Annotated in this window: 15 protein-coding genes and 1 pseudogene; 14 read left to right on the top strand and 2 right to left on the bottom strand. The window is 66.1% G+C overall.

The annotated features are described in order from the left end of the window. Positions 1-83: 83 nt before the first annotated feature. Both AABF56_RS27260 and AABF56_RS27255 read left to right on the top strand, forming a co-directional pair. Positions 84-566 (top strand): iron chelate uptake ABC transporter family permease subunit, encoded by a 483-nt coding sequence (locus AABF56_RS27260; protein ID WP_272808223.1) that lies wholly within the window; start codon positions 84-86, stop codon positions 564-566. Then, positions 509-1,378, top strand: a complete 870-nt coding sequence (locus tag AABF56_RS27255) for a bile acid:sodium symporter family protein (protein ID WP_244770627.1) — start codon at positions 509-511, stop codon at positions 1,376-1,378. Before AABF56_RS27260 ends, AABF56_RS27255 begins: the two co-directional genes overlap by 58 nt. A gap of 244 nt (positions 1,379-1,622) precedes the next feature. Here the strand turns inward: AABF56_RS27255 and AABF56_RS27250 are convergent. Beyond that, positions 1,623-1,727: pseudogene (locus tag AABF56_RS27250) on the bottom strand (membrane dipeptidase); the annotation flags it as partial. Positions 1,728-1,896: 169 nt separating this feature from the next. Between AABF56_RS27250 and AABF56_RS27245 the strand changes: the two are divergent. The 6 genes from AABF56_RS27245 to AABF56_RS27220 all read left to right on the top strand — a co-directional run bounded on the left by AABF56_RS27245 (position 1,897) and on the right by AABF56_RS27220 (position 8,378). After that, complete coding sequence (locus AABF56_RS27245) at positions 1,897-2,907, top strand: substrate-binding domain-containing protein (RefSeq protein WP_272808222.1); 1,011 nt, start codon at positions 1,897-1,899, stop codon at positions 2,905-2,907. Positions 2,908-2,938: 31 nt separating this feature from the next. Then, positions 2,939-4,216, top strand: a complete 1,278-nt coding sequence (locus AABF56_RS27240) for an ABC transporter substrate-binding protein (RefSeq protein ID WP_272808221.1) — start codon at positions 2,939-2,941, stop codon at positions 4,214-4,216. Positions 4,217-4,339: 123 nt separating this feature from the next. After that, on the top strand, positions 4,340-5,191 hold the full coding sequence (locus AABF56_RS27235; RefSeq protein ID WP_244770624.1) for a carbohydrate ABC transporter permease: 852 nt from the start codon (positions 4,340-4,342) through the stop codon (positions 5,189-5,191). Next, on the top strand, positions 5,188-6,021 hold the full coding sequence (locus AABF56_RS27230) for a carbohydrate ABC transporter permease (RefSeq protein WP_272808220.1): 834 nt from the start codon (positions 5,188-5,190) through the stop codon (positions 6,019-6,021). The genes AABF56_RS27235 and AABF56_RS27230 overlap by 4 nt, the downstream gene beginning before the upstream one ends. 12 nt (positions 6,022-6,033) lie before the next feature. Then, positions 6,034-7,092, top strand: a complete 1,059-nt coding sequence (locus tag AABF56_RS27225) for an ABC transporter ATP-binding protein (RefSeq protein ID WP_272808219.1) — start codon at positions 6,034-6,036, stop codon at positions 7,090-7,092. Positions 7,093-7,115: 23 nt separating this feature from the next. Further along, positions 7,116-8,378, top strand: coding sequence for an MGH1-like glycoside hydrolase domain-containing protein (locus AABF56_RS27220; protein ID WP_272808218.1), 1,263 nt, complete (start codon positions 7,116-7,118; stop codon positions 8,376-8,378). Here AABF56_RS27220 and AABF56_RS27215 read toward each other — a convergent pair. After that, positions 8,348-9,331, bottom strand: a complete 984-nt coding sequence (locus AABF56_RS27215) for a LysR family transcriptional regulator (RefSeq protein ID WP_244770620.1) — start codon at positions 9,329-9,331, stop codon at positions 8,348-8,350. The genes AABF56_RS27220 and AABF56_RS27215 overlap by 31 nt on opposite strands. A 174-nt stretch (positions 9,332-9,505) precedes the next feature. Here AABF56_RS27215 and AABF56_RS27210 point away from each other — a divergent pair, with 174 nt between their 5' ends. The 6 genes from AABF56_RS27210 to AABF56_RS27185 all read left to right on the top strand — a co-directional run bounded on the left by AABF56_RS27210 (position 9,506) and on the right by AABF56_RS27185 (position 15,808). Further along, positions 9,506-10,711: an ABC transporter substrate-binding protein gene (locus AABF56_RS27210; protein WP_272808217.1), complete on the top strand. Its 1,206-nt coding sequence runs from the start codon at positions 9,506-9,508 to the stop codon at positions 10,709-10,711. An 18-nt stretch (positions 10,712-10,729) separates the two neighbouring features. Beyond that, positions 10,730-11,512, top strand: a complete 783-nt coding sequence (locus AABF56_RS27205) for an ABC transporter ATP-binding protein (protein ID WP_244770618.1) — start codon at positions 10,730-10,732, stop codon at positions 11,510-11,512. Between the two features lies 1 nt (position 11,513). Further along, positions 11,514-12,215 (top strand): ABC transporter ATP-binding protein, encoded by a 702-nt coding sequence (locus AABF56_RS27200; protein WP_244770617.1) that lies wholly within the window; start codon positions 11,514-11,516, stop codon positions 12,213-12,215. A 4-nt stretch (positions 12,216-12,219) separates the two neighbouring features. Then, positions 12,220-13,107, top strand: a complete 888-nt coding sequence (locus AABF56_RS27195) for a branched-chain amino acid ABC transporter permease (RefSeq protein ID WP_272808216.1) — start codon at positions 12,220-12,222, stop codon at positions 13,105-13,107. Between the two features lies 1 nt (position 13,108). Beyond that, a complete protein-coding gene (locus AABF56_RS27190) occupies positions 13,109-14,113 on the top strand; it encodes a branched-chain amino acid ABC transporter permease (protein WP_272808215.1) in 1,005 nt (334 codons plus the stop codon). Between the two features lie 99 nt (positions 14,114-14,212). Then, a complete protein-coding gene (locus AABF56_RS27185; protein WP_272808214.1) occupies positions 14,213-15,808 on the top strand; it encodes a GMC family oxidoreductase in 1,596 nt (531 codons plus the stop codon). Position 15,809: the final 1 nt, after the last annotated feature.

Here is a 15,809-nt window from a genome sequence, read left to right as displayed (position 1 = left end):
GTACAGAATGCCACCTGCGGGGAGGCTGGAGCCCCCGCGCCGGGCGTCTGCTATTGGGCTTGTCAGGCGGCGCCCGCGAAAATATGAAGGAATTCATCATATTTGGGGCAGGCTTTCATGAGCGCAATGGCGGTAAAGGAAACCCGGGTCTCGGCCGCACCTCCAATCCGCTCGCCGCGCCGGAGGCCCTCGGTGTTTCGCGCGGGGCGACGATCGCCGTGCTGCTTGTTGTCGTCTCGACGACGGCGCTCGATCCGGTCCTTTTCTCCATCGGCGCGGCGGCCGGCGCCTTCACCGTCTCGGCGGGCATCGGCCTTGCGCTCGTGCGCGGCCGGGCGCGGCCGGAGCGCACGCTGCTCGGTGGCCTTGCCGTCACCATGATGGCGGCGGCGGGCGGCGGCGTGCCGGCCGGGATGCGCGACACAGGCCGGTTGCATTCCGGGGGCCGATGGATCAAAGCTAGGCGGCCGGGCGGGACCGTAACGCCTCTGTTGGAAAGAGCAGTCGCATGGAACAGTCCGTCCTCATCGACATCGGCCTGCCGGTTGCCGTCTTCATCATCATGACGGGCATCGGCATGACGCTCGCCCCCGTTGATTTCCACCGCGTGGCCATGCGGCCGAAGGCCCTGATCTGGGGCATCGCGGCCGCGCTCCTGCTTCTTCCGCTGGTGGGTCTGTCGCTTGCCGTGCTCATGGGCCTGCCGCCGGAAATCGCGGTCGGTCTCGTTATCGTTGCCGCTTGCCCGATCGGCACCACGTCCAGCCTGTTTTCCTACCTCGCGCGGGGGGACCTGGCGTTGTCGATCGCGTTGAGTGCCGTCGGCAGTCTGGTCGCGATTGCGACGCTGCCGCTTTTCGCCAATTTCGCGATCGAACGCCTGAGTGACGGCGATGCCCGCATCTACCTCCCCGTGCTGCGCACGATCGGGGTGATGATCACGATCATCCTGTTTCCCGTGATCGTCGGCATGGGGATCCGGCACAAGGCCCCCGCTCTTGCCGTCCGTGCGGAAAAGCTGGTCGGCGCCTTTGGCCTGGTGGTGCTGGTGGCACTGATCGTCGGAATCGGTATTTCGGTGTATGAGCGATGGCTGGAGATTCTCGTCAATGCGGGGCCGGCGGTCATCGCCCTGGTTTTCTGCGCGATCGCCCTCGGTTTGCTGGGTTCACGGGTGCTTGGCCTGTCTGCTGCCGAGGCCGTCACGGTGACCCTTTCGATCAGCATTCGAAACGCGGCGATCGGCATGGTTCTCGCAATCACCATGATGCACTCGCCGGAAGTGGCCGTACCGCCGGCATTGTTCGGCCTTTTGATGTATGCGACCGGCTTCGGCCTCGTTGCCTATGGTCGCATGACCATCAAGGCTCAAGCCTGAGGCGTCGTGGCGCTGTTCGGCAAGATTTTCCTTCACGAGCATCTCGGGGCAGCCAGCACAGGCCCCGGCCGTGTGTGGCAACCTCGCGCAGGCCGACGCTGATCGAGTTTTCGTGCACCGTGCGGCGTTGGAACGGCCTGTCGGCGAAAGCCGCAGGGCGGTACCGAAGAACGAGACCTGGCCGTAGTCCAGATAGGGCACCTTGATCCGGCTCTGCGCGGCATGCGCGAGAACGTCATCGTGGTCGCAGGTCGGCGGCGTCCTTCATGTCGTCCGAAATGACCGTGCCGTCGAAGTCCGAGCCCAGCGCCACAGGGTCGATCCCGATGCGCTCGACGATGTAGTCGATCGACATGCCGCATCAGCCCCGCATCGTGCAGAAGGTAGAGGAGGACGGCGCCGACCGCCTCCTTCGATATGGAAGACCGCGGCGAAGCGCATCGCCAATTCCCCAAAACGTTTTGGGCTTGACGTCCAAAACGTTTTGGGGAATCAAATAGGCCATCGGGAGGAATGGCATGTCCAACATCAAGCAACTTGCGAAGGCTCTCGGCCTGTCGATCACAACGGTTTCGCGGGCCCTGGACGGCTATCCCGATGTGTCTGCCGCCACGCGGGAGCGCGTGCGCCTGGCCGCCGAGAAAGCCGGATACCACCCGAATGCCTGGGCGCGCCGGCTGCGCAAGCAGCGGGCCGAGCTGGTCGCCGTTCCGCTGCCGAGCGATCCTGGCCATATCGGCCCGCCGCACTTCCTGGACATGCTGACGGGCTGCGCCGAGCACCTGGCCAATGCGGGCCTCAACCTGGTGATCGCCCCGGTCCCGCGTGGCGAAAGCGAACTGGAACTCTGCCAGCGCTTCGTCGATGGCCGCCGCGTCGACGCCATGCTTCTCGTGCGAACCAGGCGACAGGACGAGCGCGTCGAATTCCTGCAGTCGCGAGGCATTCCCTTCGTGACCAACGGTCGGACGGAATCGCCCGTGCCCCATCCCTTCATCGATGGCGACGGCTTTGCCGGCTTTCACCGGGCAACGATGCGCTTTCACGCCGTCGGCCATCGCCGCATCGGCCATATCGCCGGGCCGCAGGAATACTATTTCGCCCATGTCCGGCGCTGCGGCTGGCAGGCGGCCATGGAGGAGCTCGGCCTTGACGCCGATCTTTGCGCCGAGGGCGTGCCGATAGAGCAGGGCGGCTACCGGGCGGCGCTCGAATTGCTCGGCCGGCCCGATCGGCCGACCGCGCTCGTCTGCGCGACGGACGAAATGGCGATCGGCGCGCTCCGGGCGCTGCGCGAAGTGGAGGGCGGCGCGGCGGTCGACGTCGTCGCGCACGACGACCTGCCGATGGGCGCGTTCACCAGTCCGCCGCTGTCGACCATGCGCATGACGGGGGAGAATCTCGGCGCGAACTTCGCCTCGCTCCTGCTGCGCGCCATTGCCGGCGAGCCGGCAGAAACCCTGCAGGAGCTGCATGGCATCGAATTCGTCGATCGCGAGAGCCATCGCCGCAGCGCGCTGACGCGCTGAGCACATTCACATCGTTGATAAGGAGGAGAACATGAAACGATTGCTGTCATTTGGAATCCTGGCCACGATCGTTGCGGCGCTCGCTTCGCCGTCGCTCGCCCAGACGGTCTTTCTCTCCACGCAGCTCCGCCCGATCGAGGAGGCGACGGTCGTCCGCGAGGAGATTCTCAAGGGGCTTGACGCCCCGGTCGATTACATCGTTGAGGAGCCGCCGCAATTTGCCGTGCGCATGGAAGCCGAGCGCCAGGCCGGCAAGCACACGATCAGCCTCGTCGGCGCGCTTCACGGCGAGCTGTCGCCCATCGCCGACAAGGACGCGCTGGAGCCGCTCGACACGCTGGCCGCTAAACTGGCCGAAGCCGGCATGCCGCAGTCCTTCCTCGACCTCGGCAAGCTCGGCAAGTCCAGCCAGCAGTACATTCCCTGGCTGCAGGCGACCTATGTGATGGCCGCCCACAAGGATGCGTTGCAATACCTGCCGGAAGGCGCCGATGTGAAGGCGCTGACCTACGACCAGCTCATCGCCTGGGGCAAGGCGATGCAGGAGGCGACGGGCCAGCCGCAGATCGGTTTCCCGGCCGGTCCGAAGGGGCTGATGGCGCGGTATTTCGAGGGCTATTTCTATCCGTCCTTCACGGGAGGGGTGGTGCGGACCTTCCGCAATGCCGATGCGGTCGCCGGCTGGGAGACGTTCAAGGAGCTCTGGTCGGTCGTGACGCCGAACTCCACCAATTACGACTTCATGCAGGAGCCGCTCGCCGCGGGCGAAGTGATGGTCGCATGGGACCACGTCGCGCGCCTCAAGAACGCGATCTCCGCCGCGCCCGACGACTATGTCGTCTTCCCGGCGCCGGCCGGCTCGAAGGGGCGGGGATACATGCCGGTCATCGCCGGCCTTGCGATCCCCAAGGGCGCACCGGATGTGGTCGGGGCGACCGCCGTCATCGAGCATCTGACGAAACCGGATACGCAGCTCCTGACCGCCACGCATGTCGGCTTCTTCCCGACCCTCAACATCGACCTGCCGACGGATCTCGATCCGGGCGTCGCGCTTCTGGCCGGCGCGGTCAAGGCGACGCAGTCGGCCGAGGATGCGGTCATCTCGCTGCTTCCCGTCGGCCTCGGCGACAAGGGCGGCGAGTTCAACAAGGTCTACATGGACAGCTTCCAGCGCATCGTCCTGCAGAACGAGCCGGTCGCCGATGTCCTGAAATCCCAGGGCGACGTGCTTGCCAAGCTGATGGCTGACACCGGTGCGGCCTGCTGGGCGCCGGATGCCGCAAGCGATGGGGCCTGCCCGGTGGAATAAGCCTCCCAAGGCAACCGCGGCCGGGCCTTCGTGCCCGGCCGCATCCCAGACGTCCTGCCGGGGCGGAGGGCCAGAGGCCGCCTCCGCTCGCGGTGCGCTGCATGTCCTGCGAGGCAAGAGCCCATGACCAATGATCGCCCCTGGCTACCCTATGCCCTGATACTGCCATCCGTCGCCTTTCTCGCCCTGCTCTTCGTGGTGCCGCTGGTGCAGACCGTGTGGCTCGCGCTGTCGGAAAACGGCGCGCCGTCGCTTGCCAATATCCGCACGATGGCGGGCGACATCAATTTCGCCCGGTCCGTGCAGAACACGTTCCTGCTGGCGCTCGCCGTCATCCCCGTGCAGATCGCCATCGCCCTTGCCATGGGCACGCTGGTCTCGAAGATCGGCGCGGGGCGCGAGACGATCCTGTGGATCTGGACCATTCCGCTCGGCATCTCCGATCTTGCGGCCGGCATGGTCTGGCTCGCGATCCTGCAGAACACCGGCTATCTCAACTCGCTGCTCTTCGGCCTCGGGCTGATCGAGCGGCAGACCGCCTGGCTCACCTACCAGACGCCGGTGGCGCTCTTCATCGGCATCGCGATCGCCGAGATCTGGCGCGGCACGGCGATCGTCATGGTCATCATCGTCGCCGGCCTCAACCAGGTGCCGAAGGAATTCCGCGAGGCGGCCGAGGTCTTCGGCGCCGGCCCGTGGACGCGCTTCTGGCGCATCACCCTGCCGCTCATCCGCCCGGCGCTGCAATCGGCGCTCATCCTGCGCACGGTTCTCGCCTTCGAGGTCTTCGCCGTCGTCTACGCGCTCGGCGGGCGCAATTTCCCGGTCCTCGTCGGCGAGGCCTATGCCTGGCAGAACCAGAACCAGAACTATGGCGTGGCCGCTGCCTATGCGGTGCTCATCATGGTCATCTCGCTTGCCGCCACCCTCGTCTATCTCAAGATCGTCAAGGTCGATCCGGAGCGCCTGCCATGAGCACAGCCACGAAGACTGCGGGATTTTCCTCCTCGCGCCGACTCCTTCTTTGGAGCGGCATCGCCGCGCTCTGCTCCTGGGTCATCGTTCCCATCTATCTGGTGGCGATCGGCGCGCTCGGCGGGCGCACGGGCGTCTACCAATGGCCGAAGACCGGCCTGCCCACCGGCCTGTCGATCGAGCCTTTCCTCCTGTTCTTGAAGACCGAGGGCGTCGTCCAGAGCTTCCTCAACTCGCTCGGCGCGGCCGGCATCACCGTGGCGCTGTCGATCCTGCTCGGTGCGCCCGCCGGCTATGCGCTCGCCCGCTACACCTTCCCCGGCAAGGACGGCTACAGGCTGCTCGTTCTCCTCACCCGCGCCTTTCCGCTCGCGATCCTGGCCCTGCCGCTCACCGTCTCCTTCATCCGGCTCGGGCTCTACGACACGATCGTCGGCGTCGGCCTCATCCACACGGTGCTGGCGCTGCCCTTCGCCGCGCTCGTCACGCAGGGCATCTTCCTCGGCGTGCCGCGGGAACTGGAGGAGGCCGCCTGGGTGTTCGGCTGCACGCGCCTCCAGGCCTTCTTCAAGGTGGTGGCGCCGCTGGCGCTGCCGGGCATCGTCGCCACGGCCGTCTTCGCCTTCGTCATCTCATGGAACGAGGTCTTCGCGGCCTCCGTCCTGACGGTACGCAACCGCACGCTGACGGCCTACCTGCTGACGGTCCTGTCGGAAAGCCCGATGCACTACCGCTTCGCGGGCGGCCTCCTTCTCATCCTCCCCTCGGTCATCTTCATCTTCGCGGTCAGGCGCTACCTGTTCGCGATCTGGGGCATTTCCTCGAAATAACGGGACCAAGCCATGGCCAATATTGTCATAGACCGCATCCGCAAGGCCTTCGGCGCCTTCGAGGCCCTGAAAGAGGTCTCGCTGACGATCAACGACGGCGAGTTCGTCTCCCTGCTCGGCCCTTCGGGCTGCGGCAAGACCACGCTCCTGCGTATCATCGCCGGGCTCGAAAGCGCGACCGCCGGCGATATCCGCATCGGCGACCGCTCGATCATCGGCCTGCCGCCGAAGGAGCGCGGCCTTGCGATGGTCTTCCAGAACTACGCCGTCTTCCCGCACATGACCGTCTACGAGAACGTCGCCTTCGGCCTGCGCATGCAGAAGGCCGACGAGGCACGCGTGAAGAAGCAGGTCGAGAAGGCGGCCGGCCTTCTCCACATCGAGCCCTATCTCGACCGCTATCCGAACAAGCTTTCGGGCGGCCAGCGCCAGCGCGTGGCCGTCGCCCGGGCGCTTGCCGTCGAGCCGAAGGTGCTGCTGATGGACGAGCCGCTCTCCAACCTCGACGCGCTGCTGCGCCTGGAGATGCGCACCGAGCTCAAGACGGTGCTGCAGGCGGCCGGCACCACGACGATCTACGTGACGCACGACCAGACGGAGGCCATGGGCCTTTCCGACCGCATCGCGGTGATGCACGGCGGCGTGGTCGAGCAGGTGGGTGATCCAGTGGAGATCTACAACCATCCCGCCACGCGCTTCGTCGGCGGCTTCATCGGCAATCCGCCGATGAACTTCATCACCGTGCCGGTGGAGCGCGGCCATGTGGCCGCGGGGACGGAACAATTGTCCGTGCCGCAGGGCGCCGGCGACAGCGTGGTGCTCGGCCTTCGCGGCGAGGCCGTGGCGCTTGTGCCGCGCGAGGCCGGATTGGAGATGCAGGTCAGGGTGGCGGAGCCGATGGGCTCGCATCTCCTCCTGACAGGCTCGATCCAGGGACAGCCCGCCCGCGTCGTCCTGCCGCCGTCCGAAGCGGTCCGGAGCGGTGACGTGATCGGCCTCAGGCCCGACCGGAACCGCATCACCTGGCTTTCCCCGGAAAGCGGCAAGTCCTACCCGCCGTCGGCGGCATGAACACAGAAACATCAGAGCAGACCATGACAGACCATATCCAAGAAGCCAGACGCATCCTGGCCGTGAACGACCGCGGCGGTTATACGGTCCCCACCGACCGTCTCTATCCTTTCCAGTGGAACTGGGATTCGGCCTTCGTCGCGATGGGCTTTGCCCTCTACGACGTCGACCGGGCCTATCGCGAGCTGGAGCGCCTTGCCGAAGGCCAGTGGGCCGACGGCATGATCCCGCACATCGTCTTCCACCAGCCGAGCGACACCTATTTTCCCGGTCCCTCCGTCTGGCGCACGAAGCACGGCATTCCGACGTCGGGGATAACACAGCCGCCGGTCTTCGCCATTGCCCTTCGCCAGGTGCACGACGCCGCGGACGAGGGGGCAAGGGAGCGCACGCTTGCGCTCTATCTTGCCGCACTCAAATGGCATCGCTGGTGGTATGCCGCCCGCGACCCGGAGGGGACCGGCCTCGTCGCGCTGCTGCATCCCTGGGAAAGCGGCAGCGACAACTCGCCGGCCTGGGACGCGGCGATGGCGCGCGTGCCGACCACCACCACGACGCCCGTGGTGCGCAAGGACATCGGCCATGTGCATGCGGACATGCGGCCGCGCGACGAGGACTATCGCCGCTTCATCCATCTGTTGGATACCTATGCCGACTGCGGCTGGAACCCGGCGGATCAATGGGCGAGGGCGCCGTTCAAGGTCGCCGAAATCCAGACGACGGCCATCCTCCTGAAGGCGGGCGAGGATCTGGAGCATCTCGCACGCCTGTTCGGCAGGACGGAAGAGGCGGAAGAGATCGCGGCCTTCAACGCCCTCAGCCGCAAGGCCATCCTCGGCCAGTGGCGCCCGGCGCTGTCCCGCTTCGTCTCGCGCGACCTCGTATCCGGCGCGGACATCGAGGCGGCGACGCAGGCGGGCTTCCTCCCGCTTCTCGCGCTCGACCTGGAAGCCGCGATGGCGTCGGCGGCCGTTGCGGAGATGCGGCGCTGGTCGGCCGGTCTGAAGGTTGCGTTCCCGACGACGAAGCCCGGCCTTGCCGCCTATGAGCCGAAGCGCTACTGGCGTGGCCCCGCCTGGGGCATCATCAACTGGCTGCTGATGGAGGGGCTGCGCCGCAATGGCGAAGGCGCCTTCGCCGAGGAGCTGCGGGGCTCGACGCTTTCGGCAATCGAACGCGAAGGCTTTGCCGAGTACTTCGATCCGGAAACCGGCGAGGGCTGCGGCGGCCTCGGCTTTTCCTGGACCGCAGCTGCCTATCTGTGGCTCAAAAGGGGCGGGCGGTAGGGTTCGTCGGCGGGGCTTGCGTTCGGAACGTCCGTCGAGGCCTCGGCCCGCCGGTCGCGGACGAAGAGGGGGGCATTGGTGCGCACCATGCCGCCGAGATACCCGATGACACTGCGGATGCGCGGCACGTCGCGCATGTCGCGGTGGCAGAGCAGCCAGTAGCTGCGCCGCAGGTCCACGGTCTGCGGCAGCACGATTTCGAGTTCGGGATAACGCGCCGCGATAAAATGCGGCAGCACGCAGAGGCCGAGGCCGTTGCGCGTCGCCGTCAGCTGGGCGAAGATGCTCGAGCTTTGGAAAGCCGCCTTGATCCCGCGATGAACGTCTCCGAGATAGTCCAGTCCCGGAGCGAAGATCATGTCCTCGATATAGCCGATGAAGGGATGGGCCAGCAGGTCGTCCCGCGTCGAGATGGGCGGCTTCGCGGCCAGATAGGATCGTGCCCCGTAGACATGCAGGCTGTAGTCCAGGATCTTCTCGGCGAAATAGGGACCGGCCTTCGGCGGATCGAGCGTGACGGCGACGTCGGCCTCCTTGCGCGAGAGCGACATGATCTGCTGGATCGTCACCAGTTCCAGCGAGACCGCCGGACATTGCCGCACGAAGGCCGGCAGGTGCTCGGCGAAGAAGAAGTTGGAAAAGCCTTCGGGCGCGCTCAGCCGGACGACGCCGCGCTGCGACGTCGCGCCGGAAGAGATGTCGGCCTGGAGCCGCTCCGTCTCGCCCTCGATGCGCTCGGCCGTCTCGACGAAGCGCTGCCCCATCTGCGTGAGGATGTAGCCGCGCGCATTGCGCTCGAAGAGCTTGACCTTGAGGGTGAATTCCAGCCGGTCGATGCGGCGCGAGACCGTGGCATGGCTCGTGCGGAGTTGGCGTGCCGCCGCGGAAAGGTGTCCGGTCCGTGCCACCGCGAGGAAGAACTGCAGGTCGTCCCAGGTAAACTGCGGATGCACGCGCGTGGCTCCATCTGTTCAAAAATGAACAGGCTTTGTTCGCAAATAGCCAGCCATCCGCCCTTGTGTCAACGCCGAAATTCCGGAAACTGCAAGGCGAGCCAGACGCTTTGAGGAGAGTGTCCGGACATTTTTGAACAGATTGCACTTTCGTATTCTCTGGGAGGAGAAATCATGCGCACCAGATTGATTGCATCCATGGCCGTACTGCTCGCAAGCTCCACGGCGGCCTATGCCGACGCGTCCGACGGCGTGGTGAAGATCGGCATCCTGAACGACCAGTCCGGCGTCTATGCCAATTTCGGCGGCAAGTATTCCTACGAGGCGGCCAAGATGGCGGTCGAGGACTACGGTGGCAAGGTGCTGGGCGCATCCGTCGAGGTCATCACCGCCGACCACCAGAACAAGCCGGACATCGCTTCGAACATCGCGCGCCAATGGTACGACACCGAGCAGGTGGACGCGATCATGGAGCTGACGACGTCCTCCGTCGCGCTCGCCGTCCAGGCGATCTCCAAGGAAAAGAAGAAGATCGACATCGTCACCGGCGCGGCCACGACCGAACTGACGGGCGCCCAGTGCAGCCCCTACGGCTTCCATTGGGCCTACGACACCTATTCGCTCGCCGTCGGCACGGGCGGCGCGCTCGTGAAGGAAGGCGGCGACACCTGGTTCTTCCTGACCGCGGACTATGCCTTCGGCTATTCGCTCGAGGAAAACACCGCCAACTTCGTCAAGGCGAACGGCGGCACAGTCTCGGGGGCGGTGCGCCATCCGCTGGCGACCACGGACTATTCGTCCTTCCTGCTGCAGGCGCAATCGTCGGGCGCCAAGGTGATCGGCCTTGCCAATGCCGGCCTCGACACCTCCAACTCGATCAAGCAGGCAGCGGAATTCGGCATCGTCGCCGGCGGCCAGCGGCTCGCCGCGCTGCTCTTCACGCTGGCCGAGGTGCACGGCCTCGGCCTCGAAGCGGCCCAGGGCCTGACGCTGACGGAAGGCTTCTACTGGAACCGCACGCCCGAGGCGGCCGAGTTCGGCAAGCGCTTCTTCGACCGCACCGGCGCGATGCCGAACATGGTGCATGCCGGCACCTATTCCGCCGTCCTGCAATATCTGAAAGCGATCGAGAAGGCCGGGACCGACGAGACGGAAGCCGTCGCCAAGGCGCTGCACGAAATGCCGGTCAACGACGTCTTCGCCGAAAACGGCAAGGTCGGCGCCAATGGCCGCATGATCCACGACATGTACCTCATGGAAGTGAAGAAGCCCGGCGAGAGCGACGTGGCGTGGGACTACTACAAGGTGCTCGCGACCATTCCGGGCGACGAGGCCTTCATCGATCCGGCCAAGAGCGGCTGCCCGCTGGTCTCGCAGTAAGCGGCGGCCGGTTTGGTGATGACGCTCGCCGTACCACAAAGCAAGGAGGAGCCGCGGGTGGTGCTGTCCGCCCGCGGCCTCGGCATGCGCTTCGGCGACTTCAACGCTGTCAGCAACGTGGACCTCGACGTGCACCACGCGCGCGTCCATGCCCTCATCGGGCCGAACGGCGCGGGCAAGACGACGGTCTTCAACCTCCTGACCAAGTTCCTGACCCCGACCAGCGGCACGATCACCCTGCTCGGGACCGACATAACGGGCATGGCGCCGGACCGCGTCGCCCGCATGGGCCTGGTGCGGTCGTTCCAGATCTCCGCGGTCTTCCCGCACCTTTCCGTGCTCGACAATGTGCGCGTCGCCCTGCAGCGGCCGAACGGGCTCGCCACGCAGTTCTGGCGGCCGCTGTCGGCGCTCGACCGGCTGAACGAACGCGCCGACCAGCTCATTTCCGCCGTCGGCCTCTCGGAGGCACGCAATGTCATGGCAGCGGACCTTTCCTATGGGCGCAAGCGCGTGCTGGAGATCGCGACCACGCTGGCGCTCGATCCGAAGGTCCTGCTGCTCGACGAGCCGATGGCCGGCATGGGCGGGGAGGACGTCGCCGTCGTGGCGGGCATCATCCGCAATGTCGCGCGCGATCGCGCCGTGCTGATGGTGGAGCATAACCTGAAGGTCGTCGCCGACATCTGCGACCATGTGACCGTCCTCCAGCGCGGGGAGATCCTCGCGGAGGGCGACTATCGGACGGTGAGCGAGGACCCGCGGGTGCGCGTCGCCTATATGGGCACGGAGGAGGCCTGACATGGGAGCGCTTCTTCAGGTTGGCAACCTGCATGCCTGGTATGGCGAAAGCCACGTCCTGCACGGCGTCGACATGTCGGTCGGCGAGGGCGAGATGATCACCATCCTCGGCCGCAACGGCGTCGGCAAGACGACGACGCTGAGAACGATCATGGGCATCATCCGCCAGCGCCGCGGTGAGATCCGCTTCGCCGGCCGCGACATGCTGTCGGTGCCGCTTCACCGCACCGCCCATGCCGGTATCGGTTTCGTGCCGGAGGAGCGCGGCATCTTCGCGAGCCTCACCGTCGAGGAAAACCTGCTGCTGCCGCCGGTCGTGGCGGATGGCGGCATGGCGCTCGACGAGATCTACGAGCTCTTCCCGAACCTCCTGGAACGCCGGACGAGCCCCGGAACGAAACTGTCCGGCGGCGAGCAGCAGATGCTGGCCATGGCGCGCATCCTGCGCACCGGCGTCCGTCTCCTGATCCTCGACGAACCGACGGAGGGCCTCGCGCCGGTGATCGTGCAGCGCATCGGCGAGGTGCTGAGGAAGCTCAAGGCGCGGGGCATGACCATCCTGCTCGTCGAGCAGAACTTCCGCTTCGCGAGCAAGATCGCCGACCGCTTCTATCTGATGGACCATGGCCGGATGGTGGCGGATTTCCCGGTTTCGGAACTGCCGGACCGCATGACCATGCTCCACAAAGTCCTCGGAGTCTGACGCCATGACGACGATCTTCGGTATTCCCCTGCAGGCATTCCTCGGCCAGTTGCTGATCGGGCTGATCAACGGCTCGTTCTATGCCCTCCTGAGCCTCGGCCTCGCCGTCATCTTCGGCCTCCTGCGGGTGATCAACTTCGCGCATGGCGCACAATACATGCTGGGCGCTTTCGTCGCCCTGCTGCTCCTGCAATATCTCGGGGTCAACTATTGGCTGGCGCTGCTGATCGCGCCGCTCGTCGTCGGCCTGTTCGGGGCGCTGATCGAGCGCACGATGCTGAGCCGCCTCTACGACCTCGACCCGCTCTACGGCCTGCTCTTCACCTTCGGCCTGGCGCTGACGATCGAAGGCACGTTCCGCTATCTCTACGGCGCGGCCGGCCAGCCCTATTCGGTGCCGCCGTCGCTTGCCGGCGGCACCAATCTCGGCTTCATGTTCCTGCCCAACTATCGCGGCTGGGTCGTCGTGGTCTCGCTCGTCACCTGCCTCGGAACCTGGCTCCTGATCGAGAAGACCAAGCTCGGCTCCTACCTTCGTGCGGCGACCGAGAACACTGTGCTCGTGCAGGCCTTCGGCATCAACGTGCCGCTGCTCCTGACCCTCACCTACGGCCTCGGCGCCGCGCTCGCCGCCTTCGCCGGCGTGCTCGCCGCGCCGATCTACCAGGTCTCGCCGCTGATGGGCACGAACCTCATCATCGTGGTCTTCGCGGTGGTCGTCGTGGGCGGCATGGGCTCGATCCTCGGTGCGATCGTCACGGGCTACATGCTCGGGATCGCCGAAGGCCTCACCAAGGTCTTCTATCCCGAGGCCTCGAACATCGTGATCTTCGTCATCATGGCCATCGTGCTCCTGCTTCGGCCGGCTGGTCTCTTCGGGAAGGATGCGTGACATGGCGGACATGGCTGAAACGACCGAAACCGGCGGGCGGACGGAGGCGCACAGCGCCATGGCGTCTTCGATCCGGCTTGGTTTCCTCCTGGTGGGGCTTGCCGCGCTCGCCGTCGCGCCCGCCTTCCTCTACCCCGTGTTCCTGATGAAGCTCCTGTGCTTCGCCCTCTTTGCCTGCGCCTTCAACCTGCTGATCGGTTATACGGGCCTGCTCTCCTTCGGGCATGCGGCCTTCTTCGGCGGCGCGGCCTATTTCACCGCGCATGCGGTCAAGGAGTGGCACTGGACGCCGGAACTGGGCGTGCTGCTCGGCGTTTTCGGCGCGGCCGTGCTCGGCCTCGTCATCGGCTTCTTCGCCATCCGCCGGCAGGGCATCTATTTCGCGATGATCACGCTGGCGCTCTCGCAGATGTTCTATTTCTTCTGCCTGCAGGCGGAGTTCACCAAGGGCGAGGACGGCATCCAGGGCGTGCCGCGCGGCCATCTCTTCGGCCTGGTCGACCTCTCGGTCTCCACCAACATGTACTATTTCACGCTCGCCGTCTTCGTGATCGGGCTGCTTATCATCTGGCGCTTCGTCAACTCGCCCTTCGGCATGATCCTGAAATCGATCCGCGAGAACGAGCAACGCGCCGTCTCGCTCGGCTACTCGGTGCAGTACTACAAGCTCGGCGCCTTCGTCATGTCGGCGGCGCTTGCCGGGCTTGCCGGCGGGGTCAAGGCGCTGGTCTTCCAGTTCGCGACGCTGACCGACGTCACCTGGCAGATGTCCGGCGAGGTGATCCTGATGACGCTGCTCGGCGGCATCGGCACGCTCATCGGCCCCGTCTTCGGCGCCGGGCTGGTCGTGACCTTGCAGAACTACCTCGCCACGTCCGACTTCCCCGTGACGATCGTGACGGGCGTGGTCTTCATGGCGTGCGTGCTGCTCTTCCGCCGCGGCGTGGTCGGCGAGTTCTATGCCTCCCGCCTCGGGCGGCGGCTGGGCTTCGAGCACAGGCGGTAGGGAACCGGGGCCGGCCGCCGGCCCCGCTTGCGACAATCAGGATCATGGCGACCTGCTGCTCCCCATCGAGCGCGGGAACGATGGACGACGGAGGCTGGAATGGAGGAATACGACTATATCATCGTCGGCGCGGGAAGCGCGGGAAGCGTGCTGGCGAACCGCCTTTCGGCGGACGGCGCCAATCGCGTCCTGCTGCTGGAAGCCGGCGGCAGCGACAACTATCACTGGATCCATATCCCGGTCGGCTATCTCTATTGCATCAACAATCCGCGCACCGACTGGTGTTTCCGCACCGAGCCGGAAGAGGGGCTGAACGGGCGCGCCCTCAACTATCCGCGCGGGAAGGTGCTCGGCGGCTGCTCCTCGATCAACGGCATGATCTACATGCGCGGCCAGGCGCGCGACTACGACCTCTGGCGCCAGGCGGGCTGCGACGGCTGGGGCTGGGAGGACGTGCTGCCCTATTTCCGCAAATCGGAAGACCACTATGGCGGTGCTGACGAGATGCACGGGGTCGGCGGCGAATGGCGGGTCGAGACGTCGCGCGTGCGCTGGGCGGTGCTCGACGCCTTCCGCAAGGCCGCGGAAGAAGCCGGCATCCCGCCGACGGCGGATTTCAACCGCGGCGACAACGAGGGCTCCGCCTATTTCGACGTCAACCAGCGGTCGGGCATTCGCTGGAACACGGCGAAGGCGTTCCTGAAACCTGCCAGAGGCCGCAGCAACCTGACGATCCTCACCAAGGCGCAGGCAAGCCGGCTGGTGATCGAGAACGGGGAGGTCACGGGCGTTGAGTTCCAGCGCGACGGCGTCGCCCGAAACGTCAGGGCGCGGCGGGAAACCATCCTCAGTGCCGGGGCGATCGGCTCGCCGCACATCCTCGAGCTTTCCGGCGTCGGGCGGGGCGAGGTACTGCAGCAGGCGGGCGTGCCGGTGGTTGCTGAGGTGCGAGGGGTCGGTGAAAACCTGCAGGATCATCTGCAGCTTCGCCTGGTTTACAAGGTGACGGGCGTGCCGACGCTGAACGAGAAGGCGAGCAGCCTGGTCGGCAAGGCGTCGATCGGCCTGGAATATGCACTGCGCCGGTCCGGCCCGATGTCCATGGCGCCGAGCCAGCTCGGCATCTTCACCCGTTCCGGCCCGGACAGGGAGACGCCGGACCTGCAATATCATGTGCAGCCCGTCTCGCTCGACAGGTTCGGCGATCCCGTGCACCGTTTCCCGGCCATGACGGCAAGCGTATGCAACCTGCGGCCGGAAAGCCGTGGCTCGGTCCATCTCAACGGCCCTGATTTTTCCATGCAGCCGCAGATCCGCCCGAACTATCTCTCGACGGAGGGCGACCGGGACGTTGCCGTCCGCGCGATCCGCCTGACGCGCGAGATCGTCGCCAAGCCGGCCTTCGCGCGCTTCCGGCCCGAGGAATACAAGCCCGGCCCGTCCTACGAGACCGACGCGGAGCTGAAACGGGCTGCCGGCGACATCGGCACCACCATCTTCCATCCCGTCGGCACGCTGCGGATGGGCAGCGACGCCGAGAGCGTCGTCGATCCGCGGCTGCGGCTGCGCGCGCTCGGCCGCCTGCGTGTCGCCGATGCCTCGATCATGCCGCGGATCACCTCCGGCAACACCAATTCGCCAACCATCATGATCGCCGAAAAGGCGGCGGACATGATCCTTGCCGACAACCGGTAGG

Origin of the sequence: Shinella sp. WSC3-e (genome assembly GCF_945994535.1) — a bacterium.
GTDB classification, from domain to species: domain Bacteria; phylum Pseudomonadota; class Alphaproteobacteria; order Rhizobiales; family Rhizobiaceae; genus Shinella; species Shinella yambaruensis.
Note: the sequence above shows the minus strand (reverse complement) of the source record. Positions and strands in the feature narration are given on the sequence as shown.